Raw genomic sequence first — 26,012 nt, 5'->3', positions numbered from 1 at the left:
GCGAGCGGTTCAGAGCGAGGCCGCACCGCGATCCGCGTCGCGCACATCGATTTTCGCCTCGGTCCAGGCATCGCGCAGCGCCGCCGCGCCGCGAATCCGCACCCAGGCCGCCTCGGTCGCGGTGATCGGCGTGGCGGTCAGAAAGCGCACGGGCTCAGCGGGTTCGGGCAATTCCACCGCGGCGATGGCACCGTCGTCGAGCAGTACCGCCGTGAAAGGCGCGTTGAGCCACAGCGGTTCTCCCAGATCCAGCAGCGCATCGGCTTGCAGCACAATGCCTTCCACCGAGGGCGAGGCCACCAATACCGCCAGCGCACGCGTCAGCCCGGCGCCCGCGCCGACCCCGCCGCGCAGTGTCAGCACCAGTTCCGCGCGCGGTCCGCGCACCGGATCCGCCAGCGCCGCAGTCGGATCCGTCATGGGGTGCCGCGAACCGCCGAGCGTCACATAGTGCACCAGATCGCCATCGGGAATCCGCAGGATCTCGATGGGCTCGAGCCCGAGAAAGGTCACCGAGGCCGCGTCCGCGGACTCCACTCCGAAATGTCCGAGCACCCCGGCCCGGACCCTGTCGATCACGTCCATGCGCTAGATGGCCAACCGCGCCAGCATGTCACGCGCCTGTTCGGCGGCCTTGGGATCGCACAGCACGTCATAGCGCCCGGCCACCAACTGCATGGTGGAGGCGAAATCCCGCTGCCCACGCGTGGCGGCGTACGGGATGGAGGTGGAGATGACGCCGAAGACGATGCCGCCGATCAGGCCGACCAGAATCGCGCCGCTGGAGGAGAACAGGCTCAGCAGCAGGCCGATGAACAGGCCCAGCCACGCACCCGACACCACGCCGCCGCCGATGACCTTGCCCCAGGTCAAGCGGTAGAGCACCCGCTCGACCTGCATGAGGTCGACGCCGACGATGGTCACGTTCTCCACCGGGAAGGAATTGTCGGCCAGATAGTCGACCGCGCGCTGCGCCTCGGCGTAGGTCGGGTAGGACCCGACCGGCCACCCCGACGGTGGCGTCGGCAGGCCCGGACGGTTCCGGCTCGAGTTCCCCAGGGGATTCGTCATAGCTCCATCATGCTATTTCTCGTCTGCGGACGGGGGTTCGAATCGCGTGGTACGCGTCATTTTCGCCGCTCGTCCTTTATCAGCGATCACCTGCGCCATCTTGGCACTGGCCTCGTCGATCATCTCGTCGCCGAGCATGACCGCGCCGCGCGCACCGCCCGCGGCCGACGTGTGAAAAGCGTACGCGTCCAGAATTTCCTCGGCGCGGTCGTAGTCGGCCTGACGCGGACTGAAGATCTCATTGCCCGCCGCGATCTGATCCGGATGCAATACCCACTTGCCGTCGAAACCCAGTGCGGCGGTGCGTGATGCGTTGCGCCGGAAGCCGTCGATATCGCGCACCGCGAGGTACGGCCCATCGATGGCCTGCAAGCCATGCGCCCGCGCCGCGAGCAGGATCGTCATATAGATGTGGTGATACGCGTCACCGGGTTCATAGCCCTCGGGCTGTTCGCCGACGACCAGGGTGCGCATATTGATCGAGGCCATGAAATCGGCCGGACCGAAGACCAGGGTCTGCACCCGCGGGCTCGCGGTGGCGATGGCGTCGATATTGCGCAGCCCCAGCGCGTTCTCGATCTGCGGTTCGATTCCGATCCGCCCGACCGGCAGGCCGTTGGCCTTCTCCAACTGGGTCAGCAGCAGGTCCAGAGCCCGCACCTGCCCGGCATCGGTGACCTTGGGCAGCAGCAGCGCGTCGATGCGGTCGCCCGCGCCGTCCACCACGGCGATGACATCGGCGTAGGTGTGTTCGGTGGTCCAATCATTGACGCGCACAACGCGAATCTGCTCACCCCAGCCGTCCGAGTTCAGCGCGGCCACGATAGTGGCGCGCGCCTGCGCCTTGGCGGCGGGCGCGACCGCGTCCTCGAGGTCGAGGAACACCTCGTCGGCGGCCAACCCCTTGGCCTTCTCGATCATGCGGGGGTTGCTGCCGGGGACGGCGAGCACCGTACGGCGCGATGTCATGAATCACTCCTTCTACGTCCGCGCTCGTGGCGCGACATTTCGGGCAGCCCGGACCCACTAACCTGACACTCATGGCAGCGACGAGAGTTTTCGCCGCCCGGCTCGCGGGCTTGGTGGTATTGGGACCGGACGGGGAGTCTATCGGCCGCGTCCGCGACCTGGTGATTTCCATCCGCTATGACCGGCAGCAACCGCGCGTACTCGGCATCCTCGTCGAACTGCCCACGCGCAAACGGATTTTCGTGCCGATGCTGCGCGTGCAGGCCATCGATCCGGGCGCGGTGACCCTGACCACCGGCACCATCAGCGTGCGGCGTTTCGAGCGACGGGCCGGCGAGATGCTCGCCATCGCACAGATTCTCGACTCCACGGTGCGGGTCGACGATCCGGAGCTGCCGCAGCTGGCCGATACCGATGTGGTGGTGGTCGATATCGGCATCGAACAGTCCCGCACCCGCGACTATCTGGTCTCCCGGGTCGCGGTGCGCGAACGCCGAAGGCTCGGGGTCGGATTCGGGCGGCGCGGCGCGGTGCACGTGGTGGATTGGGCGCAGGTGCGCGGGCTCACCCAGACCGAATTGAATCTGCCCGGTCAGGATGTGACCCAGCTGCTCACCCAATTCGAGGGCATGCGACCCGCCGATGTCGCGCATATGCTGCGCGAATTACCGCGCAAGCGCCGTATCGAGGTGGCCGCCGCCTTCGACGACGAGCGACTCGCCGATGTGGTGCAGGAGTTGCCGGAGAACGATCAGCTCGAACTGCTGGAGCAGCTCGGCGTGGAGCGCGCCGCGGATCTGCTCGAGGCGATGGACCCCGACGATGCCGCCGACCTGCTGGGCGAACTGCCCGAGGGTGAGGCGGAATCGCTTCTGGCGCTGATGGATCCGGAGGATTCCGAACCGGTCCGGCGACTGCTCGAACACGCCCCGTACACCGCCGGTGGTCTGATGACCTCCAAGCCGGTGGCGCTCACCCCGGCCACCACGGTGGCCGAGGCGCTCGCGCGCATCCGGGATCCGGAATTGACGCCCGCACTGGCCACCATGGCCTTCGTGGTGCGCCCGCCGACCGCCACACCGACCGGTCGCTATCTCGGCTGTGTGCATTTCCAGCAATTGCTGCGCGAACCTCCGGCGAACCTGGTCGGCGGCATTGTCGACGACGATCTGGTGCAGCTGCGGCCCGACGCCCCGCTCACCGCCGTGACCCGCTATTTCGCCACCTACAACCTGGTGTGCGGGCCGGTGGTGGACGCGGAGAATCATCTTCTCGGAGCCGTGACCGTCGACGACGTCCTCGACCATCTGCTGCCCGAGGATTGGCGCGAACAGGATGAGGACAACCACGACGTGCACGGCATTCCGCTGATCGACGGCACCGGAGGCCGCGCATGACCGAACGGATGGACAAGTCCAACGCACGCCAGCGCCTGGAATCGCCCATGGAGACTCGTTTCCGCGGGTTCGATTGGGACGCCGAAGCACTCGCGCGCAGCAGCGAGAGGGTCGCGCGCTTCCTCGGCACCGGCCGCTATCTGGTGATCCAGACGGCGATCGTGATCGTCTGGATCGCGCTCAATGTCTTCGCGATTCGGCTGCAGTGGGATCCGTATCCGTTCATCCTGTTGAACCTCGCCTTCTCCACCCAGGCCGCCTACGCCGCGCCGCTCATCCTGCTGGCACAGAACCGGCAGGACAACCGCGACCGCGTAGCACTCGAGGAGGATCGGACCCGAGCTGCTCAGACAAAAGCCGACACCGAATTCCTGGCGCGCGAGCTGGCTTCGCTGCGACTCGCCGTCGGCGAGGTGGCAACTCGTGACTATCTGCGCCGCGAGTTGGATGATGTCAAGGATGCCCTGGTCAGGTTGGAGAAACTCCTGACCGACGGGGAGGTCGCCAAGGAGCGGAAAACCAAGAAGACCAGTGATCGAAAGAGGGCGGAGGTCGCAATTTCACCACAGAAAGATGGCGACTGACCGCGCAAGCTGTACCCAACAAGCTTACGGATGGGTAACCTGGATCACGTTGTTCCGAGCGACCGACCCAGACACCCGCGAGAAGCGGCCGTCGTCACCGGGAACCGGCCGCACGACCGAGGGGATTGTGTGGTGGCGAAGAGAATATCTGCACCGGTGACAGCGTCGGCGCTGCTGATAGCGGGCCTGGTCACCGCCGGTTCGGCCACCACCCCGGTGCATACCGAGGCCCCGCAGGCCGCGCCCGAGGCGCTGCTGGCCGCCGCGGCCTCCGATACCTCCGGTGGCAAATCGGTGGAAACCGCCTCGGATCAGACCGTTGGCCTGGTGCCCGCCGCACCCGAGGCCCCCCGCAAACTCAGCGCCATGACCCCGCCCGCCGACGGCGCGCTCGGCGGCACCGTGCAGCTGCAGAACATCGCGCTACCGGGCGGCACCGGTGCGCTCGGCATTCCGGAACTGGTACTGGCCGCCTACCGCAATGCCGAACTGGCGCTGGAGTCCTCGATGCCCGGATGCGGGCTGCCGTGGAATCTGCTCGCCGGGATCGGGCGCATCGAATCGCTGCACGCCAACGGCGGTCACACCGACGCCGCGGGCACCACCATCTCGCCGATCTACGGTCCGGCGCTGGACGGGACGCTCCCGGGCAACGAGGTCATCAAGGCCACCAACGGCAGCTATGTGCGCGCCGTGGGACCCATGCAGTTCCTGCCCAGCACCTGGGCGAACTACGCCTCGGACGGCAATGGTGACGGTGTCGCCGATCCGAACAACGTCTTCGACGCCGCGCTCGCCGCGGGCAAGTACCTCTGCTCGGGTGGTCTGGATCTGCGCGATCCGGCCCAGCAGCTGCGCGCGGTGCTGCGCTACAACAACTCCATGTCGTACGCGGCAAATGTGCTCAGCTGGTCGAACGCGTACAAGAGCGGCGGCACGCCCGCGCCGGTCAACATCTCCGCGGAGATGATTCCGCCGGGGGCGCTCACCGCCGGACCGGATATGACGGCCGCCTCGGTCAATATCCCGGCCACCACGACCACCACCACCACCACCGCACCGCCGAGCAGCACCCAGGCGACGCAGACGCAGGTGATGATCACCATCCCCGGCCTGCCGCCCATCCCCTGCGGCATCTTCTGCCCCGCGCCCGCCGTACCCGCGAATCCCTGTGAGTCCGTGCAGCTTCCGGCCACCGAGGTGAAGCCGGAGGCCAAACCCGAGGACGGGTTGCGGACGGGCGAGCAGGACCGGGCGAATCAGGATCAGATCCAGCAGTTCGGCCCCGACGGCAAGCCGATCGAGAAGACCACCACCTGCACCCAGCCGCAGCAGCAGGATCCGGCGGTGCAGCCGCAGGGGCAGCAGCCGAACAACGAACCGGCACAGCCCGCCAAGACCGATGAGCCGGTGCCCGCCGCGCCGGTCGAACCGGCGCCGGAATCGATCGATCCGACCACCCCGGCCCCCGGTATCACCCTGCCGTTCGGCATCACCATCCCGCTGCCCGCCCCGGTGGCCCCCGCCGTCCCGTAATCCATTGCCGCCGTTGCCCCTTGAGTCCATGACTTAAGGGGTTACAGTTGTTTCAGATGCGCCTTTGATCCGCTTTTGCCGGGTTCGCTATAACCATCTCCGCGTGGTCGAATCATCAAGATTGATTACGAAGCAGTAACGGAACGGTCTCGAATAAGGTAGCGTGGCCCGCACTGCGTCAATCGGTTTCGCAAGAACCGCCGGCAATGAAGGGTCAGCACCAAGTGGGACGTCACCGCAAGCCCCCGGTTCCGACGATTCGCCGCGGATCGGTGATAGCCCTCACCGGTCTCGTGCCCGCGGGCCTGGCCACCGTCACCGGCGCCTCCGACGGCAATCTCGTCGGCAGCCTCACTTCCGCACTCCAGCACGAGTTTTCGCCGGAAGCCGACGCCGCCCTACCCAGACCCGAGGCGGCCGCCGCGCCGGTCGCCGCCCCGGAACCCATGCTTCGCGAGGCCAAACAGGTTGTCCCCGTTGGTCCCCCGGTCGTGAAGACGGTCGCGCTCCCCGACGGGCGCGTGCCCGCGGCCCTGCCCGCCGGCCCGATCGGCATGCCGGGCATCGCCGAGCACGCCTATCAGAACGCCGAACGTATTCTGGCCGTGGAGAATCCGGCCTGCGCCATGCCGTGGTCACTGCTCGCCGGTATCGGCCGCGTCGAATCCACCCACGCCTTCGGCGGTAAAGCCGATGCCGACGGCAACCCCATCGATCCGGTCTACGGACCCGTCCTGGACGGCAGCCTGTGGGGCAACAATGTCGTGCACGACACCGACGGCGGTGAACTCGACGGCCTGGCCTCCTACGATCGCGCCATCGGCCCCATGCAGTTCCTCCCGCAGACCTGGCGCAAGTACGCCGCCGACGGCAATGGCGACGGTATCGCGGATCCGCAGAACCTCTTCGACGCCGCCCTCACCGCGGGCAAATACCTCTGCTCCGGCAATCTCGATATGCGCGATCCGGCCCAGCAGACCCGCGCCATCCTGCGCTACAACAACTCCATGGCCTATGTGGCGAACGTGATGGCATGGGAAACCGCCTACTCCAGCGGCATCGCCCCCGGCGCCTCGGCCCTGCCCCGTATCTGAGCTGACAGCCCACCCGTCGCACCGGCCAGCCTGTCACCAGCGTCCCACCGTCGCACCGGCCACCCCGTCACCAGCGTCCCACCGTCGCACCGTCACCAGCGTGCCAACCGCCGCACCGTCACCAGCGTGCCAACCGTCGCACCGTCACCAGCGTGCCAACCGTCGCACCGTCGCACCGTCGCACCGTCGCACCGTCGCACCGTCGCACCGTCGCACCGTCGCACCGGCCAGCCTGTCATCGGCATGCCGTGTCCCCGCCGTCATCCCGGCATGCCACACCATCATCGGCAAGGCACACCCGTGTCATCCCACGGCGTGCCTCACCCATCATCGGCATGACATACCCCGTCATCCCGGCATGCTTTTGGCCGGGATCCACACCGGCGAAGAACTGCTGCGGCGGCGGATCCCGGCCAAAACGCGCCGGGAGGGCCGACGACTCGCGCTCAGCCCGTCACCGCCATTCCGCTCACCATTCCGACCGATACGTTTCCGCGCGGCGCAATGCGGGCTCCCGCCCCTTGATCTCGTGCGTATCGAGTCCGCAACGCGGTCGGCGGGTGGCGTAATCGCCGAGCGGATCCCCGCCGCGCCGCCCGAGCCGGTCCCCGTGACGGCCCGGTATGCCGTGACTCCTATCCTTTCCGTATGCCAGTGGTAACGGAATCGGATGTGCGGGGCGCGCTCGCGAAGGTGAACGACCCGGAGATCCGGAAACCGATCACCGAATTGGGCATGGTGAAAAGTGTCGAGATCGGGCCGGACGGCAAGGTCGACGTGGTGGTCTACCTGACCACCTCCGCATGCCCGATGAAGGGCGCGATCACCGAGCGCGTCACCAAGGCCGTCAATGACGTGCCCGGGGTGGGCGCGATCACCGTGACCCTCGATGTGATGAACGACGAGCAGCGCACCGAACTGCGCAAGAAGTTGCGCGGTGACAATGCCGAACCGGTCATCCCGTTCGCCCAGCCCGGTTCGCTGACCCGCGTGTACGCGGTCGCCTCCGGTAAGGGTGGCGTCGGAAAGTCCAGTGTCACCGTGAATCTCGCGGCCGCCATGGCCGCCAAGGGGCTTTCGGTGGGCGTGCTGGACGCCGATATCTACGGTCATTCGGTACCGCGCATGCTGGGCACCGAGCAGCGCCCCACCCAGGTGGAGCGAATGATCATGCCGCCCATCGCGCACGATGTGAAGGTCATCTCGATCTCCATGTTCACCCAGGGCAATACGCCCGTGGTGTGGCGCGGACCGATGCTGCACCGCGCGCTGCAGCAGTTCCTGGCGGACGTGTTCTGGGGCGATCTGGACATCCTGCTGCTGGATCTGCCGCCGGGCACCGGTGACGTCGCCATCTCGCTGGCCCAGTTGATCCCGAACGCCGAGATCCTGGTCGTCACCACCCCGCAGCTGGCCGCCGCCGAGGTGGCCGAGCGCGCGGGTTCCATTGCGCTGCAGACCCGTCAGCGCATCGCGGGCGTGGTGGAGAACATGTCCTGGCTGGATCTGCCCGACGGTTCACGCATGGAGCTCTACGGCTCCGGTGGCGGACAGACCGTGGCCGACAACCTGACTCGCGCGGTCGGCGCCAATGTGCCGCTGCTGGGCCAGATCCCGATCGAGCAGGAACTCCGCGAAGCCGGCGACGAGGGCACCCCCATCGTGCTCAGCGCCCCGGAGAGCGCCTCCGGCAAGGTCCTGCTGGAGATCGCCGACAAGCTCGCCGTCCGCCGCCGCGGCCTGGCGGGCATGTCCCTGAACATCGACACCACCCGCCACCTGTAGCGAGGCAGACGCGGGAAACCCGCCCCGGACTTCCGTAGCGGCACGGCCAAGGACTTCCGTAGCGGCATGACGAAGGAACTCCGCAGTGGGACGGCAGGTTTCCGCGCCGGAATAGCGGGTTTTCCGCGCCGGGATGACAGGGCGCTCCGCGAGAGATGCTCGGCGGCGGGCGAATTCGACGGCTGAATTCCGCCGGGCCGAGCTGTGTCCGAGCCCGGCGCTCCCCCTAAGCTCGGAGCCATGCTCACGCTGCTTCTCTACGTGCTGATCGTCGGTCTGGTGGCCGCGCTGCTGTTCCTGGTCGTCAGCGCGCTGTTCGGACGGTCGGAGGAGCTGGGTCCGCTACCGGAGGGGACCACGGCCACCGTGCTGCCCGCCGAAGGCATCAGCGGCGCGGATGTGCGGGCGCTGCGCTTCCAGCAGGTGGTGCGCGGCTACAAGGCCGGTGAGGTGGATTGGGCGCTGACGCGTCTCGCCGCGCGCATCGACGAACTCGAGACACAGCTGGCGCACGCGCGCTCCGGTGATGAGGTGGCGGCGACCCCGCTCGCGTACTCGGCCACGAACGGTATGGCCGTCCCGGCCGAGCCGCCCGCACCGCGCCGCGTCACCGCCGACCCCGACGCCGACGGCGCGGCCCCGCTACCCGAGGTACTCCCGAGCCCCCCGGATCAACCGCTCCCGGGCGCGACGAGCCAGCCGGGCACCCTCGACCATTCGGGCATACCGAGCCAGCCGGGTGCCCCTGATCACTCGGGCACACCTAGCCAGCCGGGCACCCGCGATCACTCGGGCATACCGAGCCAGCCGAGTGCCCCTGATCACTCGGGCACACCTAGCCAGCCGAGCACCCCTAATCACTCGGGCACACCTAGCCAGCCGAGCGCCCCTGATCACTCGGGCATACCGAGCCAGCCGGGTACCCCTGATCGCTCGGGCATACCGAGCCAGCCGGGTCCCCCGGGTGTGTCGGGCATGCCGATCCACCCCGGGACGCCGGGCCGGCCGGGCACCGAGCCGGGTGCGCTGTGACCGAATCCGGGGACGGTCGTAACCGCTGCGGCTGGGCCGAGGGCTCACAGCTGTACCGGGACTATCACGATCAGGAGTGGGGCCGCCCGCTGCACGGGGACGACGCGCTGTTCGAGCGGGTGTGTCTGGAGGCGTTCCAGTCGGGTCTGTCGTGGATCACGATCCTGCGGAAACGCCCGGCCTTCCGCGCGGCCTTCGACGGCTTCGTGATCGAGCGGGTGGCGCGCTTCGGCGAAAAGGATGTGCGGCGCCTCATGGCCGATCCGGGCATAGTTCGCAATAGCGCCAAAATCCACGCCAGCATCCATAACGCGCGGGTCGCCCTGGACCTGCCCGAATCCCTGGACCAGCTGCTCTGGTCCTTCGCCCCGACCACCGGAAAGCGGCCGCGCACCCTGGCGGATGTGCCCGCCGTCACGGTCGAATCCACCGCTCTCGCAAAAGAACTGAAGCGGCGCGGATTCAAGTTCGTGGGACCCACGACTGCGTACGCACTCATGCAGGCGACCGGGATGGTAGACGATCACATCGCCGATTGCTGGGTGAATGTCAGGACTCCCTGAACGCCACAACGGTCGGTTTTTGGAACTCAGGTACCCGCCCCGATCCGCGATAGGGAAGAATGGTCATGGTGTAGCCCGCCACATGTCGGCGGGCTGCCTGGTTGGTGACAACTGGAGTTCCATGAAAGTGCGCAGAAATCCGCGCAGATCTGGAGGGAGCAGAGGATGGCGGCCATGAAGCCCCGCACCGGGGACGGTCCCCTCGAGGCAACCAAGGAAGGGCGTGGAATCGTCATGCGGGTTCCACTCGAGGGTGGCGGGCGTTTGGTCGTCGAGCTCACACCGGAGGAAGCTGCGGCACTGGGTGACGAACTCAAGAGTGTCACCAGCTAGTTGCCAGACTTGCCAGTGCCGGTGAGCAACCCCGTTCCCGGGGAACGCCTCACCGGCACATCGGTCCCTACCGGACACCCTCTCGGCCCGGTCGATCCTCTGATCGGCTGCGCCGACCTACTGTCCTGTCCGGAGTGCGGCCGAGACCTCGCCGCCCGCGACCGCAGCCTGTGCTGCCCCCGCGGTCACAGCTTCGACATCGCCAAACAGGGCTATGTCAGTCTGCTGACAGGCGCCGCCACCAAGATGACCGGCGACACCCCGGCCATGCTCGACGCCCGAGCGTCCTTCCAGCTGGCAGGACATTTCCAACCCATCGCCGAGGCGCTCTCGGGGGCGATCGGCACCGGCCTCGCCGACACCGCGGCGCACCCCACCGCCCCCGCGGCCGAAACCACCCGGCCCGTGCGAAACCCGGCCCCGCGCGCGTCGACGCCGGAGCGCGGTGGCCTGACACGCCCTGGCAGCACCATGGCCGGGGTCTCGGCGGCCCGCCTCGCGGCCGCCTTCCTGCCGGAGCGAAGGGCCGTTCCGGAGTTCGCGGGACCCGCACTGCTGGAAATCGGCGCGGGCACCGGCTACTACCTGGCAGCCGCGCTGGACGCCGTGCCGAGCGCCCGCGGACTGGCCCTGGACGTCTCCAAACCCGCTGCGCGCCGGAGCGCCCGCGCCCATCCCCGGGCGGGCGCGGTGCTCGCGGACGCCTGGCGCGGACTGCCCGTGCGGGATGAATCGGTGACCGCGGTGCTGTCGGTTTTCGCGCCGCGCAATGCGCGAGAGGTCGCGCGGGTACTGAATCCGGCTGGGCGGTTTCTTGTTGTCACACCCACCACCCGCCATTTGGGCGAGCTGATCGAACCGCTCGACATGGTGAGCGTGGATGCGAGCAAAACCGATCGACTCGCCGATTCGCTGGGAGATCGCTTCGAACTGGTGGATCGATCCACCATCGAGTATCGAATGTCATTGACGCACACCGATATCGCGAATGTCGCCGCCATGGGCCCCTCGGCTTTCCACGCCGCCGAGCAACGCGCCGCGCGCATCGCGGCCCTGCCGGAACCCTTCGGGGTGACCGCCTCGGTAATCGTGTCGGTCTACCGCCCGCGCGGCTGATTCGGTAGCAGATCCAGCAGATTGCGCACCAGCGGCCGATCGTCGCCCTCGCGGTGCGCGGTGTAGATCGTGGTGACCGCGGCGGTTCCGGCGAGCGGAATGATGCGCACCGACTCCGGCGCGGTGAAGGTGGCGCTGCGCGGTGCGATGGTGACCCCGAGCCCGGCCGCGACCAGATAGAGCAGGATCGTCCAATTGGTGGCCTCCTGCACGATGCGCGGCCGATGGCCGGATTCCAGCAGCGGTGAGAGGTTCTTGTCGTAGGCCCGATTGCCCGCCACCCGCGGAAAGAACACCATCGGATTGGTGACGAGCCGGGCGCCGGTAATGCTCGCGCGGTCCGCGTCCGGGTGATCGGCGGGCAGAATCGCCACGAATGGTTCGGTGATCAGCGGTGTGGTGACGATGCCGGGCAGATCGTCGGGATCGCGGACAATCGCCAGATCCAGTCCGCCGTTGGCGAGCCGTTCCATGAGATGGCTGGTGAACCCCTCCACCAGATCCACCTCGACCAGCGGGAATCGATCTCGGAAGGTGCGCACCCCGCGCAGCGGTTCCAGCGGCAGCACCGAGGGCACGAAACCCAGATACAGCGTGCCCTGACTGCCCTCGCCGATCCGGATGACCTCCGCGAGATCGCGTTCGGCATGTCCGAGTAGCGCGGTCGCGCGTTCCAGCAGCACCGTTCCGGCGGGGGTGAGCGCGACGGTGCGGGAGGTGCGGTCGAAAAGCCTGGTGCCCAGCAGGGTCTCGAGCCGCTGGATCTGCTGGGTGAGCGCGGGCTGCGCGATATGCAGCCGGGCGGCGGCGCGGCCGAAATGCAACTCCTGCGCCACGGCGCGAAAGTACCGCAGATGCCGCAGCTCCACCCCATCAACCATAAGTTCAGCGTATCAATGCGAGCTATCAAGTATTGGACGCTATGGGTCCGGGCGGGAGATGCTGATCGGGTGACTCAGCCGACGAATTCCCTCGCCCCCGAACAGCACTCGATCACGATCGCGCCCATGGGCTCCGATGCCGACGCGCGCGCCTTCAAGGACCTCAATCTGGAGTGGATCTCCGCACTCTTCACCGTCGAACCGGCGGATCTGGCCCTCCTGGACCATCCGCGGCGGATCGTGGAGCGGGGCGGGCAGGTGCTCATCGCCCGCGCGGGCGATGCGGCGGTCGGCTGCGTCGCGGTGGTCGCCGAGGGACACGGACTCTTCGAACTCTCGAAAATGGCTGTGTCACCGCGTTTTCAGGGTCGCGGCATCGGCCGGGCGCTGGTGCGGGCCGCCCTGGACCACGCCCGCGAACTCGGCGCGACCTCGGTTTTCCTGGAGAGCAATGCCACCCTCGTCCCGGCCGTGCACCTGTACGAGGCCCTCGGCTTCGTGCACGTCCCGCCCGCCGAATTGCGCCCGACCCCGTACTCGCGCGCCGATGTCTTCATGCGCTACGACTTCCCGATCGCGTGAGCGCTGGGTCTCGCGGACCTCGTCGGAGACTCGAGCGCTAGGTCTTGCGGACCTCGTCGTAGATCCGGGCGGTGTGCGCGGCGATCTGATTCCAGTCGAATTCGGCGATGGCGCGCGCCCGCCCCGCCGCACCCATGGCCGCCGCGGTCTCGGGATCGGCGGCGACCCGGTTGATCGCGCGGGCCAGGCCGCGCTCGAAAGCGTCGGGGGCGTGCTCGTCGTAGTGCACCAGGCGTCCGGTCTCGCCCTCGGCGATCACCTCGGGAATGCCGCCGACATCGGAGGCCACCACGGCGGTGCCGCAGGCCATGGCCTCGAGATTGACTATGCCGAGGGGTTCGTACACCGAGGGGCAGACGAAAACCGTTGCGGCGGCGAGAACCTGCCGCACCAATTCGGTGGGTAGCATTTCGCGCACCCAGTGCACACCGTCCCGGATGGTGCCGAGTTCCCGTACGGCACCCGCCACTTCGGCCTCCATGGCGGGTGTGTCGGCGGCCCCCGCGAGCAGCACCAATTGGATATCCGGATCCAGGTGACGGGCCGCGGCGAGCAGGTGCGAGACGCCCTTCTGCCGGGTGATGCGCCCGACGAACGCGGCGACCGGGCGGTCCCGCTGGACGCCGAGCTCCTCGAGAATGTCGCGGGTATCGGGCGCGGGGCCGCCGGGATGCCACACCTGCGCGTCGATTCCGTTGTGCACCACATGAACTTTCGCGGGATCGATATCCGGGTACGCGGCCAGCACATCGGCGCGCATGCCCGCGCTCACCGCGATCACCGCATCGGCGTAGGTCACGGCATTGTGCTCGGACCACGAGGAGAGCCGATAGCCCCCGCCGAGCTGCTCGGCCTTCCAGGGCCGGCGCGGTTCCAGCGAATGCGCGGTCAGCACATGCGGAATCCCGTACAGCTCGGCCGCGAGATGTCCGGCGAGCCCGGCGTACCAGGTATGCGAGTGCACCACATCCGACCCGCCCGCGGCATCGGCCATGCGCAGCTGCGCCGACATCATCTGCAATGCGGAATTGGCGGCGTACAGCATCGGATCCGCCTGGTGCACCACCGCGTCCGCGCGCGGCACCCCCATACAGTGCACGGTCACATCGCAGAGCTGCCGCAATCGCGGAACCAGTTCGGTGACATGGACTCCCGCCCCGCCATACACCTCCGGCGGGTACTCACGGGTCATCATCGCGACTCGAAGTTCGCGCCCGCCGTCCACGCCATAACTCACCGATCCAAAGTACAGCCTGCGCTCCCCCACTTCAGTCCTGACGCCGAATCAGCCGGCCCGCGGCACGAGCCCCGCACACTCACCAGGACACGCCCACACCCACATGCGATACGCCGCGAGACGCACTCGCTGCCTCGCGCGAATCCCCGTCGGACAGCACCCCGGTGTTCGCGGCCCGGCTCGGTTCTGGAGCGACCGACCGGAGGAGTGAAGAACCGAGCTCGCAGGGCCGCGAACCGCGACGCCGCAGGCGGCGCGGACAAACACTGTAGTTTGGCGGTTGTGAGGAGCCAGCCGCACGTACTCGGGATCGTGCTCGCCGGTGGCGAGGGCAAGCGACTCTTTCCGCTCACCAAGGACCGCGCCAAACCCGCCGTGCCGTTCGGGGGAGCGTACCGGCTCATCGATTTCGTGCTGTCGAATCTGGTGAACGCGGGATATCTGCGGATCTGTGTCCTCACCCAGTACAAATCGCACTCGCTGGACCGGCATATCTCACAGACCTGGCGGCTCTCGGGTTTCGGCGGCGAGTACATCACCCCGGTTCCGGCGCAGCAGCGGCTCGGTCCGCGCTGGTACACCGGGAGCGCGGACGCGATCATGCAGTCGCTCAATCTCATCTACGACGAGGACCCGGAGTACATCGTGGTCTTCGGCGCGGACCACGTGTACCGGATGGATCCCGAGCAGATGGTGCAGGCGCATATCGAATCCGGTGCGGGGGTCACGGTGGCCGGAATCCGGGTGCCGCGCAGTACCGCCAGCGCCTTCGGCTGTATCGACACCGATGAATCCGGCCGGATCACCGGCTTTCTGGAGAAGCCCGCGCATCCGCCCGGCACGCCCGACGATCCGAATGTCACCTTCGCCTCGATGGGCAATTACGTCTTCACCACCAAGGTGCTGGTGGACGCGATTCGCGCGGACGCCGACGACAACGACTCGGACCACGATATGGGCGGCGACATCATTCCCGCTCTGGTGCGCGCGGGCGCGGCCTCGGTCTACGACTTCGGCAGCAATGACGTGCCCGGCGCGACCGACCGCAGTCGCGGCTACTGGCGCGATGTGGGCACCATCGACGCCTTCTACGAGGCGCATATGGATCTGGTGTCGGTGGATCCGGTCTTCGATCTCTACAACCGGCACTGGCCGATTCGCGGTGCCGCCGAGAATCTGCCGCCCGCCAAATTCGGGCGCGGCGGGCTGGCACAGGAGTCGATCGTCGGCGCGGGCAGCATCCTGTCCGCGGCCACGGTCCGCAATTCGGTGCTGTTCTCCAATGTGATGGTGGAGGACGGCGCGACGGTGGAGGGCAGTGTGCTCATGCCGGGCGTGCGGATCGGTCGCGGCGCGGTGGTGCGGCACGCGATTCTGGACAAGAACGTGGTGGTCTCCGAGGGCGAGATCATCGGCGTGGATCTGGATCGTGACCGGGACAGGTTCGCGCTCAGCAATGGCGGTGTGGTCACCGTCGGCAAGGGCATCTGGGTGTGAGCCGGTCCGCGGCGCGCGGATAACGGTGGACAGCGCACTCTCCGGGTCCGAAAATCGGTGGGTGCAGCGCTGCCCCACCGGGCCGCGCGGGAGGGAACACCATGAACCGCGCAACGCGGGTCGTCACCGCCGTCACCTGCCTGGCCCTGACGGCCACCCTGGCGGGGTGCGCGCAGAAGGGTACGGCCGTCGCCGGGGAGATGGATGTGCGCACCCTGGACGCGGGGACCTATCCGGTGAATCGGTTCACCTACGACACCAATTCCAATGGCAAGGGCCCGATGCTCGAGGCCATGCGGATGGCCTCGGCGGTGACGCCTACGGTGAATGTGGATCCGAGTCTGAAGATCGGCCGCGGCGGCATCGTGCTGACCGAGCTCAATGATGTGGTGAGCGTCAGCCGCCTGTCCTCCTCGGCCAAACCGGTGCTGCAGAATCGCGGCTTCATCGCCGGATTCGCCATGAGCGGTTCGGATCTGCCCGATCCCGCGGGTTCGAACGCGCCGGATCCGGCCGGTACCACGGTCACCATCCGACTGCTGCGCTTCCCCTCCGCCGACAATGCCAAGCTGGCGGCCAAGGAGTTGGAGGACGCCGATTTCAATGTGGCGCTGGATCAGAACAAGAAGCTGACGCTGGCGGACTATCCGGATGCCTTCTCGCACTGGCGTCCCGGCGTGGGCAGTATCGGTGTGGTCATGGCGCGCAAGGAGTTCGTGATCTCGGTCTTCGCCTCGCGACCCAAGGCCGATCAGGCGGATCTGCTGGCCTGGGCGAAGAAATCCCTCGACGCCGAGGTGCCCGCGGTGGACGCGTTCTCCCCCACACCCGCCGACAAGATCGATTCGCTGCCCGTGGACCCGGATCGGCTGCTGGCACGAATCCTGGTGTCCGACAGGAACAAACACACACCCGATCCGGACAAATTCGCGGTGTACGGCGCGTATATGTTCATCCACCCGGCGGGTGACGAGGGGCTGCGCCAGCGGTTGGTGAACGACACCGGTATGGACGCCATGGCGCTCACCGAGGATGGCTATCTGTTCCGCACGCGCGATGCCCGCGCGAGTATCGATCTCACCGCCGGGCTGATCAGCAGTCTGGGCGAGACCGCGGTCGGTGCGCCGGACAAGGTGCCGGACACCAAATGCGTCCAGCACAGCGGGTCGTACCGGTGCTATGTGGGCTACAAGCGCTATGTGGGCGTGGTGACGGCCGACAGTCAGGGCGAGGTGCGCAAAAAGGCGACGGCACAGTACATGCTGCTTGCCAATAGTTTGTAGCGATGCGGGTATGGATCCCGGCCACAAGCGCGCCGGGACGACGGAGCACCCGATGGCGGAGAACCCTCAGAAGCGAATGATCTTGGCGTCCAAGGCGGGCCGGCAGGGGCGGCGGGCACCGTGCCCGCCGTGCGGGAGCATCGTTGCCGCATGCCGATGCGAATGCGTGTCGTCCCGGAACCGGTAGTCCCGGAATCCGAAGGGCTGCAACAGCGCTCGCATATACGCCGCACCGTCCTCGGGCAGCACGGTGCGTTCCTGGCCGATGATGTCGATGCCCCGGTGGTACCAGACCCGCGCCACCAGCCCCTCGACCGGATCGACCACGCGGAAACCGGCGTGCCCGTCGGCGGTCAGCCGGAATTCGGCAATGCGCCGCCATCGTCCGGACTCACGCAGGTACAGACCGACCACCGCCGGAGTCCGCTGACTCATGGAAAACCTCGCTCATAGCACTTTTCCCTGGAGTATCCGCGGTCGCCCCGTTGTAATCCTCCCGTGTCGCAGTGCCGTTCAGTTCGAGTAGGCCGGGGCTCAGTTCGAAGAGGCCGGGGCTCAGTTCGAAGAGGCCGGGGCTCAGTTCGAAGAGGCCGGGGCTCAGTTCGAAGAGGCCGGGGCCACGGTGCGCGCGATGCAGAATGGCTCGCACGGCCCCGGGGTGGACGGCACCACATGCGATTCATCGAATCTGGCACCGCTCACGAGCAGCAGCACCAGCAGCGCCCCGAACACGACCAGTCCGAAGATGATCAGCGCGGGCCACAACCAGCCTGCCGGCAGATGTATGCCGAGCATCAAACCTTCCATGCTCCGCCTCCTTTGTTTCGGTTCCCCCTTCTCGTCTACCACCTGCCCGGGACTCGAATCCACCTCTGCGACTGCCTCAGCACTGCCCCTTGCCGGAAAACAAAAGGGCCGCAAACCGTTCGCAACGGTTCGCGGCCCCGCGGGGATGGCTCAGCGCAGGTCGCGCCGACGGAATCCGATGAGCCCCACCACGATCAGCACGGCGGCTATGACCAGCAGAATCAGCACGGGTGCGAGCTCGAACGCGTGGCCGGGAACCTTGGGCGGATGTTCGAACGGTTGGAGGTCGCGAAGCCATTGCGGGGCGCCGGAGATCGCACCGAGCAGGAAGACCGCGATGGCGGCGGTCAGCACACCCCACGCCACCGGGGTCCAGCGCGGGACGAGACCGAAGAGCGCCACCGTCACTCCGGTGAAGATCCACACCGCGGGCAGCTGGATGAGCGCGGCCCCGAGCACATCGGGGAGTTTGCCACCGACGTCACCTGCAGCCCGCCCGTACACGATTCCGCCGAGCAGACCCGAAACCAGAAGTGCCAGCGACGGTCCCGCGAGCGCAAAGAACAAATGCGAAGCGGCCCAGCGGATTCGCGATACCGCACCGGTGAGCAGCGTCTCGGCGTGCTCTGTGCTCTCCTCCGAGTGCAGCGCCAGCGCCGCCGAGACCGAGTACGCGGCGGCGGCCACGCCGATCATGGTGAAGGCGTAGGTGATCACCGAATTCTCCAGCGAGGCCGAACCGCCCATCCGGGTGATGAGATCCTTGACGGAGCGACTGCTGCCCAGTTCATCGCCGATCCCGTGCACCACGCTGCCCAGGATCAACCCGTACAGTCCCAGACCCACCGTCCAGGCGACCAGGGTGCCGCGCTGCAAACGCCAGGCGAGCCCGAACGGACCGCTCAGTGCGGGTCCGGCGACGGCAGCACCCGGCCGCTCGGCGATCTGGCCCGCACCCAGATCCCGTTGTCGCAGTAGCGAATACGCGAGCACGGTGAGCAGTACGACCGCGGCCAGATGAAGCCCCAGGACTCCGAAATGATTTCCCGCGAACGGCCGCACCTGCAGCGACCAGCCCTGCGGCGAGAGCCATACCAGCGGGCTGATGGGCCCGTCGCCCGCGCGGGCGTCACCGATGGCGCGCAGCGTGTACGTCACGCCGAGCACCGCGAAGGCGATACCGCGGGCCAGCCGCGCACCGGTCGTCAATTGCGCGCAGACCGCGGCCACGGCGGCGAAGACCGCGCCCGCTCCGGCCAGCGCCAGGCCGAAGGCCAGCGATCCGGCGCGCGCGTCGTCACCGCCGAGTTTGCTCCCGGACAGGCTCAGGAAGCCGATCAATCCGGTGGCCAGCGCACCGCCGTAGCCGACGATGAGCCCCGCGTACCGCCCGACTCGGGTGGCGGCCACCAATTCCCCACGGCCCGTCTCCTCTTCGGCGCGGGTGTGCCGAAGCAGGGTGAGGATCGTGGCGATGGCGATGAGGGTGTAGAACATCCCCGCCTTCCAGATCCCGACCGCACCGACGCTGGTGTTGTACACCGGCCCGTACATGGCCAGTTGGGCCGGACTGGCCAGGATGGATTCGGCGAAGCTCGCCCGGTCGGCTTCGCTCGGGTACACGCTGGCGATGCCGTTGACGTAGACGCTGCCCAGCGGCAGCGACAGCAGCAGTATCCACAGCGGCAGCACCAGGCGATCGCGCCGCAGATACAGCCGGAGCATCTGCCGGGTTCCGGTGAATTCTGTTGAGCGCAGCGGCTTTTCAACCACGCGTGGTGCGGTGATGGCGGTCATTTCGCGGCCTTCTGCAACGCGGCGGCGTCCCGGCCGGACTCGGCGGCGTCCTCGCCATTGATCGAATAGTGGCGCAGGAAAAGCTCTTCCAACGTCGGCGGCGCACTGACCAGACTGCGCACCCCGGCATCACCGAGCACCTTGATGAGCTCGCCGAGATGTTCGCTGTCGACCTGGCAGTGCAGCGTGTGATCTTCGAAGCCGATATCGGCCACACCCGGAATCCGGCCGAGATCGCCCGGGTCGCCGATCATTTCGGCGGTGATGGAGGTGCGGCTCAGATGCCGCATCGAGGCCAGCGTGCCGGACTCCACCGTGCGACCCGCGCGGATGATGGTGACCCGCTGGCACAGCGCCTCCACCTCCGAGAGGATGTGGCTGGAGAGCAGCATCGTGCAGCCGCGCTGCGACGCCTCGTGCACGCATTCGCGAAATGTCTGCTCCATCAACGGATCCAGGCCCGAGGTGGGTTCGTCCAGCAGGTACAACGAGGCATTGGAGGAGAAGGCCGAGACCAGCGCGACCTTCTGCCGATTGCCCTTGGAGTAGGTGCGCGCCTTCTTCTTCGGATCGAGCTCGAACCGCTCGATCAGATCGGCGCGGCGCCGCTGGTCCAGCCCGCCGCGCATCCGCGCCAGCAGATCGATGGTCTCACCGCCGCTCAGTGACGGCCACAGAGTGACATCGCCTGGGACATAGGCGATATCGCGATGCAGGGCGACCGCATCGGTCCACGGATCGCGCCCGAGCACCCGGGCCGTGCCCGAGGTGCGGGACAGGATGCCGAGCAGTATCCGAATGGTGGTCGACTTCCCCGCGCCGTTCGGACCCAGGAAGCCGTGCACCTCCCCCTGCGCGACCTCCAGGTCGAGGCCGTCGAGCGCGTGCACCTGGCCGAAGTTCTTGTGCAGATCCCGGACCGAGATGGCCGGGTTGGCCGGAGCGTTCATGGAGTCTCCTGTGTGAGGGTGTCCAACATCATGGAGTCGGTGAGCAACCCATTGGTGTAGATCTCCAGGGCGGGCAGCATCATTTGATCGGCGTACTCGCGCAAGGCTTTTCGATAGTCGATCCGGCCCTCGTGCTGGGCCGCGTACAGCTGCAGGAACATCACCATGCCGCCGCCGTTGGTGGTGGCGATGTATCTGGCGGTGGCCTTCAAATCCCTTGGCGGGCGGTAGGTTCCGGAGGCGATCCCCGCCAGCAGGTACTGCTCGACATCCTCGACCATATGCTCGAAGAAGCTCGTCAGCAGCGCGCCGCCGGCCTGGAAGCTGCGCAGCAGATAGGCCATATGCGGTGCGAAGTCCTCGATCTCGGCCAGCTGCTCCAGCAGGCTGTTCGGCGAAGGGCGCTGTGCGAACTCGACTTTCGCGGCCCGCACCACCTCCCGGACATGCTCATCGCAGGCCGCGCGCAGCCCCTCCTTGGAACCGAAGTGGTGGTTGACCAGACCGGGCGACACTCCCGCTGCGGCGGCGATGGCCCGCACCCCCACCCCGAAACCCTGCTCCCCGAAGGTCGCTATCGCGGCATCGCGAATCCGGGCCCGGGTGGTCAGATCCTCCGAGGTTGAACGCATGTTCAACAGATTAAACACTCGTTCAATCGAATGACAAGACCCCGCATCGAAAGAAGCAGAAAGAAATAGCCGAATTCCGCGCGGCCGCCTACGCGGATTTTCCGCTCACGGAAAGCTGATTCCGCAATGCATTCGCGCTGCGGACATTCCGCGAATCAACTACCCCCTGGAGGCGCAGAGCAGCCCGTCACCGACCGGAATCAGCACACTCGTCAGCGCCGGATCCTCGGCGATGGCACGGGTTGCCGCACGCACGGCCTGGGTCTGGGGATCGCGCTGCGCGGGATCGGGCACCCGCCCGCCGAGCAGCGCGTTGTACAGCAGGATTGCCCCGCCCTCGCGGAGTAATCGCACCGCCTGCGCCACGTACTGCGGATGCTCGAGCGGCGCGGCATCGATGAAGACCAGGTCGTAAGCCCCATCGGCCAAGCGCGGCAACACATCCAGCGCCCGGCCGTTGATCAGCCGGGTGCGCGCGGGCGCGATCTCGGCCGAGCGGAACGCCTCGCGCGCGGCGCGTTGATGTTCGGGTTCGGAGTCGATGGTGGTGAGCGTGCCGTCTTCGCGCATACCGTCCAGCAGCCACAGTCCGCTCACCCCGGCCCCGGTGCCGACCTCCACCACCGCCCGCGCGCCCAGCAATTGGGCGTACATGCTCAGCAGCGCCCCCACCGAAGGGGGTACGGGGGCAGCGCCGAGTTCGAGGGCGCGTTCGCGCGCGCCGAGGAGAATCTCGTCCTCGGCGACGGATTCCTCCACGTAGGCGAGGTTGCGCTGCAGGTTCGATGCCGCGGGAGTCTGGCTCACGGCTATGAGGCTAATGGCGCGGGACGCCGAAAGCCCGGCGGTGACCGGCCGGTGTGGCGATTTTTCTCAGGTGTCCCTCAGCCGGTGCATATGACCACCACATCGGGACCGGCAAGAGTATTGCCAAGTCAGGCCAGCGACCTTCGGCCGCGGCGATCGGGAACAACATGACCCACCAGGTCGGTTGTACACGAAAACCGGGATCGAGGTCCCGAGTAGGAGGTAATCCCATCCACATGGTCGACGAGGCGCGTGAACCCGCCATCCTGCCCGTGCAGGACATCTCTTTGGACGGCACCACCGTGTCGGACGAAGATCTCGACGCGGATGCCCTGCGCGGCACCGCTGCCTTCGATGCCACCGGTGACCGCACCATGATGCCCAGCTGGGACGAACTGGTCCGGGAACACGCCGACCGCGTGTACCGCCTGGCCTACCGTCTCACCGGCGATCAGCAGGACGCCGAGGATCTGACCCAGGAAACCTTCATCCGGGTCTTCCGCTCCCTGCAGAACTACCAGCCCGGCACCTTCGAGGGCTGGCTGCACCGCATCACCACGAATCTGTTCCTGGACATGGTGCGGCGCCGCAATCGGATTCGTATGGAGGCGCTGCCCGAGGACTACGACCGGGTGCCGTCCGAGGGTCCCGGTCCCGAGCAGGTCTACCACGACGCCAATCTGGACCCTGAGCTGCAGGCCGCACTGGATTCGCTGGCCCCGGAGTTCCGCGCCGCGGTGGTGCTCTGCGATATCGAGGGTCTGTCCTACGAGGAGATCGGCGCGACGCTCGGGGTCAAACTGGGCACCGTGCGCAGCCGGATCCACCGTGGACGTCAGGCACTCAAAGAACACCTTGCGCATAATGGAGTGGAGCGGCGTTTCGCCGCCGCCGAGAACGCCAGGTGAGCGGGCGGGCAATGGGCCCGTACACCGGCAATCCCGATGCAGCCGAGGTGGTCCGGAAGGGTGTGCAGCTTATGAGTGGCGAGGACAGAACGCCGCGTCCGCCTCGTTTCGCCCCCACCGAGCATCTGGCCAGTGAGGCCATTGCCGCCTATGTGGACGGCGAATTGCGGATGAACGCGTATCTGCGTGCCGCGCATCATCTCTCCGTCTGCGCGGAATGCGCGGCGGAGGTGGACGCCCAGCAGCAGGCTCGTATTGCGCTGCGGCAGTCCTCCGATCAGATTTCCGCGCCCCTGCGCCTGCACGATTCACTCAGCCGTATCCCGCTCTCGGAACTCCCCGGAGCGGAAACGCTGAATTCCGAGCGCGGCACGCTCGCTCGTGGCGCGAGTTTCGTCGGGCTGCGCCAAGATTCGTTCGACAGCAGACGGTGGACATCCTGGTGGCGCAAGTAGAGTTCATCGCGTGACCACCGAATCGAAGAACACGGGCCCGGTTCCGGGTGAGGGGCCCGCGGCGAACAACCTGCCGAATTCTGCGCAGGCTTCGGATTCGGCGGCCGATCGGGGGAACCTGAGGCCGTCGGACGCACCGGTCCTGGGGCCGCGACCGGTTTATCGGCCGCATGTGGACACCCATACCGCGCGCGCCTTCCGCCGCCCGGGTGGGCAGAGTGGTTCATTCTCCCCGCGCACGGCCGCCGCCGCTGCCGCCGCCGCGCAGGATGGTCCGCTGGTGCGGAACCGCCCGCCCGACGCGGTGCTGGCCGAGGCGTTCGGTCGCCCGGCGGGTTCGAACGAGATTCTGCAGCGCGATCCCGAGGCCAAGGCCGAGGCCACCGCGAGCGCCGCGCCTGCCGATCCCTGGCGGGATCCGAATTCCGCTGCCCGCCTTGGCACCCCGGCCGTGCAGACCCCGCAGCCGCAGCCGCTCGCACCGGGGCGTCAGCTCTCCGCGCGCGAGGTGCTCTTCGGCAGCCGGGTCGCGCCCAAGGCGCTGGCGGTCCTGGCCGGTGTGGCGCTGGTGATCGGCCTGGCCGGTGGTTTGGTGGGGCGGCTCACCGCCGAATCCACCTCCGCGCTGACCTCGCGCAAGGTGGCGTTGCAGTCGACCGATTCCACCAATGTGGCGCACGGCCAGATCTCCAAGGTCGTGGACGCGGTCATGCCCGCGATGGTGACCGTGCGCGCCTGGGTCGGCGATTCGGGTTCCACCGGTTCGGGTGTGGTGATCGACGGCGCGGGGTACATCGTCACCAATAATCACGTGATCTCACTGGCCGCGAATGACAAGAGCGGCAAAGCCCAACTGCAGGTGGTCTTCTCGGACGGCACCCGGGTGCCGACCAGCATTGTCGGTCGCGATATCAAATCCGATCTGGCGGTGCTGAAGGTCGATGTGAAGAACCTGTCGGTGATTCAGCTCGGTAATTCCGACGAGGTGAAGGTCGGCGACGATGTGCTGGCCATCGGTTCGCCGCTGGGCCTGGAGAAGACCGTCACCTCGGGTATCGTCTCGGCGCTGCATCGCCCGGTGAAGGTGGGCGGTGAGGGCACCGATACCAATGCCACCCTGGACGCGGTGCAGACAGATGCCGCGATCAATCACGGCAACTCCGGTGGCGCGCTCGTGGATATGCAGGGCCGGTTGATCGGCATCAACTCCGCTATCAAGTCCGAGAGCGGCGGTTCGGTGGGTCTGGGCTTCGCGATTCCGGTGGATCAGGTGAAGCGGATTTCCCAGGCGCTGATCCACGACGGCCAGGTGCACCATCCCCGATTGGGCGTGAGCGCCAAAACCAAGATCGTCGCCAATGACGTGATGAGCGGTGCCGCGGTAGCCGATGTGCAGGCCGGTAGCCCGGCCGCCAAGGCGGGCATCGTGGAAGGCGACGTGATCGTGAAGGTCGGCGATCGCGATGTATCGGGCCCGGAGGAATTGACGGTCGCGGTGCAGTCCAACGAGATCGGCCGAACCGTGAATGTGCGACTTATCCGCGATGGCCGCGAAGTCGATGTCCCAGTCACTCTGGAATCGGATTAGACATGACCTCAATGGTTTGCGGCCGTCCCGCTTCTGGACTGAGTGGAGCCCAGGAGCGCAGCAGAGGGACGGAAGAAGCGGGACTTCGGGGCCGCAAACCCGCCCGGAGCGAAGCGTAGGGCAGAATAAACAGCGTGTTCAGCAATATCAGCTGGGGCGAGTTGCTTATTCTGCTCGTCGCCGCCCTTGTGATTCTCGGTCCCGAGCGTTTGCCCGGGGCCGTGCGCTGGACTACGCAGAGTCTGCGCCAGGTGCGCGATTACGCCAGTGGGGCGACCCAGCAGTTGAAGGATGAGCTGGGTCCGGAGTTCGACGAGATCCGTAAGCCGCTGGAGCAGTTGAACGAACTGCGCGGTATGAATCCCAAATCTTTGGTTACCAAACATCTTCTCAATGGCGACGATTCATTTCTGACCGGTAGCTTCGACAAGCCGATCACCTCCGCGAGCAGCGGTTTCGAGGATCTATCCATGCCGAAACCGCAGAAACCGCTGGAGCGCAACGAACGTCCGCCGGTCGATCCGGACGCGACCTAGAGCAGCTTCGTCAAGCGGTCTAGACACCCGTGGCTGTTCAGGTATCTAGACTGCGCTCATGTCGGCCGACGAGGTGGCACGGGTGTTCGCGATCGAAGACAAGGTCGAGCGCCTCAAAGCCGCCACCGACGGCGTGGCGGCGGCGCAGCAGCAGATCAATGAGCTGACGCGAATCCGCCGCGCCGTAATTCGCGAACTTCACGCCGAGGGCTGGACGTTCGCCAGAATCGGTGCGGCCGCCGGACTTTCCCGGGCCCGCATCCATCAGGTGAGCACGCAGGGACCGGTGCCGGAGGGACTCTTCTTCGGGCACGGGCCGCTCACAATTCTCACCCCGGACGTGCGCAGCACAACCCGGGCCATCGCCCTGGTGGGTGCGCCGGACGCCGCGGCGCCGCATCGGCTGGTGGAGCTGTTGCGCGAACTCGGCTTCACCGCGACCGTCCAGCGATTCCTGCCCGGGCGTCCGCTGGATCTGGACCGGGACGGCCTCATCGTGCTCGGCGGGCCCGAATTGTCGCCCAGTCTGCGCTATCTCGTCGCCGCCGACCCGCGGCTGCGCCGCACGGTGG

Annotated in this window: 26 protein-coding genes and 2 pseudogenes; 17 read left to right on the top strand and 11 right to left on the bottom strand. The window is 67.2% G+C overall.

What is annotated here, in order from left to right:
- Positions 1 to 9: 9 nt before the first annotated feature.
- The 3 genes from NA10_RS27410 to NA10_RS27400 are packed head-to-tail and all read right to left on the bottom strand — an operon-like array spanning position 10 to position 2,040.
- Positions 10 to 585, bottom strand: coding sequence for a suppressor of fused domain protein (locus tag NA10_RS27410; protein ID WP_067573005.1), 576 nt, complete (start codon positions 583 to 585; stop codon positions 10 to 12).
- A 3-nt stretch (positions 586 to 588) separates the two neighbouring features.
- Positions 589 to 1,071, bottom strand: coding sequence for a YflT domain-containing protein (locus tag NA10_RS27405; RefSeq protein ID WP_067573004.1), 483 nt, complete (start codon positions 1,069 to 1,071; stop codon positions 589 to 591).
- A gap of 12 nt (positions 1,072 to 1,083) precedes the next feature.
- Positions 1,084 to 2,040, bottom strand: a complete 957-nt coding sequence (locus tag NA10_RS27400; RefSeq protein ID WP_067573002.1) for an HpcH/HpaI aldolase/citrate lyase family protein — start codon at positions 2,038 to 2,040, stop codon at positions 1,084 to 1,086.
- A 71-nt stretch (positions 2,041 to 2,111) separates the two neighbouring features.
- Between NA10_RS27400 and NA10_RS27395 the strand changes: the two genes are divergently transcribed.
- The 9 genes and pseudogenes from NA10_RS27395 to NA10_RS38930 all read left to right on the top strand — a co-directional run bounded on the left by NA10_RS27395 (position 2,112) and on the right by NA10_RS38930 (position 11,480).
- A complete protein-coding gene (locus tag NA10_RS27395) occupies positions 2,112 to 3,437 on the top strand; it encodes a magnesium transporter MgtE N-terminal domain-containing protein (RefSeq protein ID WP_067573000.1) in 1,326 nt (441 codons plus the stop codon).
- On the top strand, positions 3,434 to 4,021 hold the full coding sequence (locus NA10_RS27390; RefSeq protein WP_067572998.1) for a DUF1003 domain-containing protein: 588 nt from the start codon (positions 3,434 to 3,436) through the stop codon (positions 4,019 to 4,021). The genes NA10_RS27395 and NA10_RS27390 overlap by 4 nt, the downstream gene beginning before the upstream one ends.
- 156 nt (positions 4,022 to 4,177) lie before the next feature.
- The gene (locus NA10_RS27385; RefSeq protein WP_245677931.1) at positions 4,178 to 5,557 is read left to right on the top strand and encodes a lytic transglycosylase domain-containing protein; all 1,380 of its coding nucleotides are present in this window, start codon (positions 4,178 to 4,180) and stop codon (positions 5,555 to 5,557) included.
- Between the two features lie 224 nt (positions 5,558 to 5,781).
- Positions 5,782 to 6,651, top strand: a complete 870-nt coding sequence (locus NA10_RS27380; RefSeq protein ID WP_067573058.1) for a lytic transglycosylase domain-containing protein — start codon at positions 5,782 to 5,784, stop codon at positions 6,649 to 6,651.
- Between the two features lie 648 nt (positions 6,652 to 7,299).
- Positions 7,300 to 8,436, top strand: a complete 1,137-nt coding sequence (locus NA10_RS27375) for an Mrp/NBP35 family ATP-binding protein (protein WP_067572996.1) — start codon at positions 7,300 to 7,302, stop codon at positions 8,434 to 8,436.
- A 240-nt stretch (positions 8,437 to 8,676) separates the two neighbouring features.
- Positions 8,677 to 8,961 (top strand): annotated as a pseudogene (locus NA10_RS27370) (DivIVA domain-containing protein); the annotation flags it as partial.
- Positions 8,962 to 9,464: 503 nt separating this feature from the next.
- The gene (locus NA10_RS27365; protein ID WP_067572994.1) at positions 9,465 to 10,031 is read left to right on the top strand and encodes a DNA-3-methyladenine glycosylase I; all 567 of its coding nucleotides are present in this window, start codon (positions 9,465 to 9,467) and stop codon (positions 10,029 to 10,031) included.
- Between the two features lie 165 nt (positions 10,032 to 10,196).
- A complete protein-coding gene (locus NA10_RS36065) occupies positions 10,197 to 10,364 on the top strand; it encodes a DUF3117 domain-containing protein (protein ID WP_006554284.1) in 168 nt (55 codons plus the stop codon).
- A gap of 21 nt (positions 10,365 to 10,385) precedes the next feature.
- A complete protein-coding gene (locus NA10_RS38930) occupies positions 10,386 to 11,480 on the top strand; it encodes a putative RNA methyltransferase (RefSeq protein WP_245677930.1) in 1,095 nt (364 codons plus the stop codon).
- Here the strand turns inward: NA10_RS38930 and NA10_RS27355 are convergent.
- Positions 11,462 to 12,361 (bottom strand): LysR family transcriptional regulator, encoded by a 900-nt coding sequence (locus NA10_RS27355; RefSeq protein WP_067572990.1) that lies wholly within the window; start codon positions 12,359 to 12,361, stop codon positions 11,462 to 11,464. The genes NA10_RS38930 and NA10_RS27355 overlap by 19 nt on opposite strands.
- Before the next feature lie 69 nt (positions 12,362 to 12,430).
- On the opposite strand from NA10_RS27355, the gene NA10_RS27350 reads away from it, so the two are divergent.
- Entirely contained in the window at positions 12,431 to 12,943 is a 513-nt protein-coding gene (locus tag NA10_RS27350; RefSeq protein ID WP_218021597.1) for a GNAT family N-acetyltransferase, read from the top strand.
- A gap of 37 nt (positions 12,944 to 12,980) precedes the next feature.
- On the opposite strand, the gene glgA is transcribed toward NA10_RS27350, so the two are convergent.
- Positions 12,981 to 14,138, bottom strand: a complete 1,158-nt coding sequence (gene glgA, locus NA10_RS27345) for a glycogen synthase (protein WP_067573054.1) — start codon at positions 14,136 to 14,138, stop codon at positions 12,981 to 12,983.
- Positions 14,139 to 14,462: 324 nt separating this feature from the next.
- On the opposite strand from glgA, the gene glgC reads away from it, so the two are divergent.
- Both glgC and NA10_RS27335 read left to right on the top strand, forming a co-directional pair.
- A complete protein-coding gene (gene glgC, locus NA10_RS27340; RefSeq protein WP_067572988.1) occupies positions 14,463 to 15,677 on the top strand; it encodes a glucose-1-phosphate adenylyltransferase in 1,215 nt (404 codons plus the stop codon).
- A 101-nt stretch (positions 15,678 to 15,778) separates the two neighbouring features.
- Entirely contained in the window at positions 15,779 to 16,960 is a 1,182-nt protein-coding gene (locus NA10_RS27335; protein ID WP_067572986.1) for a DUF7373 family lipoprotein, read from the top strand.
- A gap of 66 nt (positions 16,961 to 17,026) precedes the next feature.
- On the opposite strand, the gene NA10_RS27330 is transcribed toward NA10_RS27335, so the two are convergent.
- From NA10_RS27330 to NA10_RS27305, 6 genes are all read right to left on the bottom strand, one after another.
- Positions 17,027 to 17,395 carry a hypothetical protein gene (locus NA10_RS27330; protein ID WP_157556768.1) on the bottom strand — a complete coding sequence of 123 codons (369 nt, stop codon included), beginning with the start codon at positions 17,393 to 17,395 and terminating at the stop codon, positions 17,027 to 17,029.
- 162 nt (positions 17,396 to 17,557) lie between these two features.
- On the bottom strand, positions 17,558 to 17,767 hold the full coding sequence (locus NA10_RS27325) for a hypothetical protein (protein ID WP_067572982.1): 210 nt from the start codon (positions 17,765 to 17,767) through the stop codon (positions 17,558 to 17,560).
- A 150-nt stretch (positions 17,768 to 17,917) separates the two neighbouring features.
- Positions 17,918 to 19,564, bottom strand: coding sequence for an ABC transporter permease (locus NA10_RS27320; RefSeq protein WP_067572981.1), 1,647 nt, complete (start codon positions 19,562 to 19,564; stop codon positions 17,918 to 17,920).
- Complete coding sequence (locus NA10_RS27315; protein WP_067572979.1) at positions 19,561 to 20,514, bottom strand: ABC transporter ATP-binding protein; 954 nt, start codon at positions 20,512 to 20,514, stop codon at positions 19,561 to 19,563. Before NA10_RS27315 ends, NA10_RS27320 begins: the two co-directional genes overlap by 4 nt.
- Complete coding sequence (locus NA10_RS27310) at positions 20,511 to 21,146, bottom strand: TetR/AcrR family transcriptional regulator (RefSeq protein ID WP_067572976.1); 636 nt, start codon at positions 21,144 to 21,146, stop codon at positions 20,511 to 20,513. Before NA10_RS27310 ends, NA10_RS27315 begins: the two co-directional genes overlap by 4 nt.
- A 159-nt stretch (positions 21,147 to 21,305) precedes the next feature.
- On the bottom strand, positions 21,306 to 21,953 hold the full coding sequence (locus NA10_RS27305; protein ID WP_067572975.1) for an O-methyltransferase: 648 nt from the start codon (positions 21,951 to 21,953) through the stop codon (positions 21,306 to 21,308).
- Between the two features lie 236 nt (positions 21,954 to 22,189).
- On the opposite strand from NA10_RS27305, the gene sigE reads away from it, so the two are divergent.
- The 5 genes and pseudogenes from sigE to NA10_RS27280 all read left to right on the top strand — a co-directional run.
- The gene (gene sigE, locus NA10_RS27300; protein WP_067572972.1) at positions 22,190 to 22,861 is read left to right on the top strand and encodes an RNA polymerase sigma factor SigE; all 672 of its coding nucleotides are present in this window, start codon (positions 22,190 to 22,192) and stop codon (positions 22,859 to 22,861) included.
- A 71-nt stretch (positions 22,862 to 22,932) separates the two neighbouring features.
- Positions 22,933 to 23,316, top strand: coding sequence for a hypothetical protein (locus NA10_RS27295; RefSeq protein WP_067573052.1), 384 nt, complete (start codon positions 22,933 to 22,935; stop codon positions 23,314 to 23,316).
- 10 nt (positions 23,317 to 23,326) lie between these two features.
- Entirely contained in the window at positions 23,327 to 24,904 is a 1,578-nt protein-coding gene (locus tag NA10_RS27290) for a S1C family serine protease (RefSeq protein WP_067572970.1), read from the top strand.
- A gap of 134 nt (positions 24,905 to 25,038) precedes the next feature.
- Complete coding sequence (gene tatB / locus NA10_RS27285) at positions 25,039 to 25,440, top strand: Sec-independent protein translocase protein TatB (protein WP_067572968.1); 402 nt, start codon at positions 25,039 to 25,041, stop codon at positions 25,438 to 25,440.
- Positions 25,441 to 25,498: 58 nt separating this feature from the next.
- Positions 25,499 to 26,012, top strand: a pseudogene (locus NA10_RS27280) (hypothetical protein); the annotation flags it as partial.

Origin of the sequence: Nocardia acidivorans NBRC 108247 (assembly GCF_001625085.1) — a bacterium.
Lineage (GTDB): Bacteria > Actinomycetota > Actinomycetes > Mycobacteriales > Mycobacteriaceae > Nocardia > Nocardia acidivorans.
The sequence above is the reverse complement of the archived record's forward strand: the minus strand, read 5'-3'. Positions and strand labels throughout refer to the sequence as shown.

What these genes read in the sequence shown, in the direction of transcription:
- NA10_RS27410 (WP_067573005.1), bottom strand. Translation starts at nt 585, where the DNA reads ATGGACGTGATCGACAGGGTCCGGGCCGGGGTGCTCGGACATTTCGGA.
- NA10_RS27405 (WP_067573004.1), bottom strand. Translation starts at nt 1,071, where the DNA reads ATGACGAATCCCCTGGGGAACTCGAGCCGGAACCGTCCGGGCCTGCCG.
- NA10_RS27400 (WP_067573002.1), bottom strand. Translation starts at nt 2,040, where the DNA reads ATGACATCGCGCCGTACGGTGCTCGCCGTCCCCGGCAGCAACCCCCGC.
- NA10_RS27395 (WP_067573000.1), top strand. Translation starts at nt 2,112, where the DNA reads ATGGCAGCGACGAGAGTTTTCGCCGCCCGGCTCGCGGGCTTGGTGGTA.
- NA10_RS27390 (WP_067572998.1), top strand. Translation starts at nt 3,434, where the DNA reads ATGACCGAACGGATGGACAAGTCCAACGCACGCCAGCGCCTGGAATCG.
- NA10_RS27375 (WP_067572996.1), top strand. Translation starts at nt 7,300, where the DNA reads ATGCCAGTGGTAACGGAATCGGATGTGCGGGGCGCGCTCGCGAAGGTG.
- NA10_RS36065 (WP_006554284.1), top strand. Translation starts at nt 10,197, where the DNA reads ATGGCGGCCATGAAGCCCCGCACCGGGGACGGTCCCCTCGAGGCAACC.
- NA10_RS27355 (WP_067572990.1), bottom strand. Translation starts at nt 12,361, where the DNA reads ATGGTTGATGGGGTGGAGCTGCGGCATCTGCGGTACTTTCGCGCCGTG.
- glgA (WP_067573054.1), bottom strand. Translation starts at nt 14,138, where the DNA reads ATGATGACCCGTGAGTACCCGCCGGAGGTGTATGGCGGGGCGGGAGTC.
- NA10_RS27335 (WP_067572986.1), top strand. Translation starts at nt 15,779, where the DNA reads ATGAACCGCGCAACGCGGGTCGTCACCGCCGTCACCTGCCTGGCCCTG.
- NA10_RS27330 (WP_157556768.1), bottom strand. Translation starts at nt 17,395, where the DNA reads ATGAGTCAGCGGACTCCGGCGGTGGTCGGTCTGTACCTGCGTGAGTCC.
- NA10_RS27325 (WP_067572982.1), bottom strand. Translation starts at nt 17,767, where the DNA reads ATGGAAGGTTTGATGCTCGGCATACATCTGCCGGCAGGCTGGTTGTGG.
- NA10_RS27320 (WP_067572981.1), bottom strand. Translation starts at nt 19,564, where the DNA reads ATGACCGCCATCACCGCACCACGCGTGGTTGAAAAGCCGCTGCGCTCA.
- NA10_RS27315 (WP_067572979.1), bottom strand. Translation starts at nt 20,514, where the DNA reads ATGAACGCTCCGGCCAACCCGGCCATCTCGGTCCGGGATCTGCACAAG.
- NA10_RS27310 (WP_067572976.1), bottom strand. Translation starts at nt 21,146, where the DNA reads ATGCGTTCAACCTCGGAGGATCTGACCACCCGGGCCCGGATTCGCGAT.
- sigE (WP_067572972.1), top strand. Translation starts at nt 22,190, where the DNA reads ATGGTCGACGAGGCGCGTGAACCCGCCATCCTGCCCGTGCAGGACATC.
- NA10_RS27295 (WP_067573052.1), top strand. Translation starts at nt 22,933, where the DNA reads ATGAGTGGCGAGGACAGAACGCCGCGTCCGCCTCGTTTCGCCCCCACC.